2 pseudogenes are annotated in these 1,524 nt (G+C 75.3%); both read right to left on the reverse strand.

Going from position 1 to position 1,524, the window contains the following annotated elements:
- Positions 1 to 65 (reverse strand): annotated as a pseudogene (locus GT030_RS14675) (roadblock/LC7 domain-containing protein); the annotation flags it as partial.
- Positions 66 to 1,524 (reverse strand): annotated as a pseudogene (locus GT030_RS14680) (hypothetical protein); the annotation flags it as partial.

Genomic DNA, 1,524 nt, shown 5'->3' on the forward strand with positions numbered 1-1,524 from the left:
GTGTTGTCCACGAAGTTGGTGATCAACCAGTTCAGGTTCTGTGCCGCCTGGCTCATCGGACTCAACTAACGCTCCTGCTGGTGAGTGGGGCTCGGGAAGCTGCCGGTCTGGCCGCCCCCGGCCTGACGGCCCTGAGCGATACCCCGACGGAGATTGGTCAGCCGGCCGCGTACGTCGTCAGGCGCACGGGAGACCTGCGGACCGCTGTGGTGCTGTTGCTGCTGTGCCGTGCCCGGGACGAGGTTCGCCTTGGGCACACGGCGCGGCAGACCGGAGGTGGTGACACCGCCCGCCGCGGGCTGTCGTACGCGCTCCGCCTGCCGGACGAGTTCGTCGTTCGGAGAGGTGCGCCACGAGCCGGTGGTGGACGACGACTGCTGCGGGGCGGGCGTGGGGGCCTGCGCCTGCGGCTGCTGAGGGGCGGCCGGAGCGGACTCCGACTGCTGCTGTTCCTGCTGGAACCAGTTGGTCTCCAGCGTGTCGTACAGCGGGGTACGGCCGTCACCGGTGTGGCCGGCCGGGGCCGGGGGCAGCGCCCAGTTGTCGGCCGGCGCCTGACGCGCCGGACGCTGCGGGGCGGCGGGCCGCTGCTGCTCGAACTGGCCGGTGTTGCCCGCCTGGTTCGGGTTCTGCGCGGCCTGGTTGCCGTTCTGGTGCTGCGCCGGGCGGCCGGGCAGCGCGTGCTGGCCGGTGTGGCCGGCCTGGTACGCGTCGTAGCCCTGCTGGACCGGGAACTGGCCGGTGTGCTGCGGGGCCTGGGGGCTCTGCTGGCCCTGCTGCTGGCCCTGGGGGCCGCCGAACAGGTCGGGGCGGGTGTACTCGTCGCCGCCCTGCTGACGGCCGTAGCCGCCCGCCTGCTGGGCGCCGGGCTGCTGGTACTGGCCCATGTTCTGCTGGTCGCCCGCACCCGGACGCTGGAACTGCCCCGTGTGCTGGGCCCCGTTGGCGCCGGGCCGGGCGAACTGCCCGGTGTGCTGCTGCTGGTCGCCCGCGCCGTACAGGTCCTGGCGGGGGAAACCACCGGTCTGCGACGGGTCCTGCGCATCGATGCGGGGCATCTCGGCGGTGCCGCCCATGCCCTGCCGGTCGTCGATGCGCGGCATGCGCGCGGTCTGCGACGGGTCCTGCTCGTCGTGGCCGCGCGGCACGTCCAGCGAGGCACGCGAGGCCGGGTTGCCGCCGGGCAGCTCGGCACGCGGGCCACCACGCGGCGGGAGCTGCGGCTGACGCCCCTGCTCGGCACCGGTACCGGCGCCACCGCGCTGCTGCTGGGCCGGGCCGCGGCCGCCGAAGGCGTCCTGCTGCGGGCCGCCGGGGTTCGCGGGGTTCATGCCCTGCGGGGCACCCGGACCCTGGCCGGCGGGGGCCGGACGGTTCTGCTGGCTCTGCTGGCTCTGCTGGCTGGACTGGTTCGGCTGGAAGGCACCGGGGCCCTGCGGCCCACGGGCGCCACCGGGACCGCCGGGACGGCCGCCGTTCTGACCGGTGCCGGGAAGCGCCGCGCGCGGACCCTGGCCCGCGCCG

Source organism: Streptomyces sp. SID1328, assembly GCF_009865595.1.
GTDB lineage: Bacteria > Actinomycetota > Actinomycetes > Streptomycetales > Streptomycetaceae > Streptomyces > Streptomyces griseoluteus.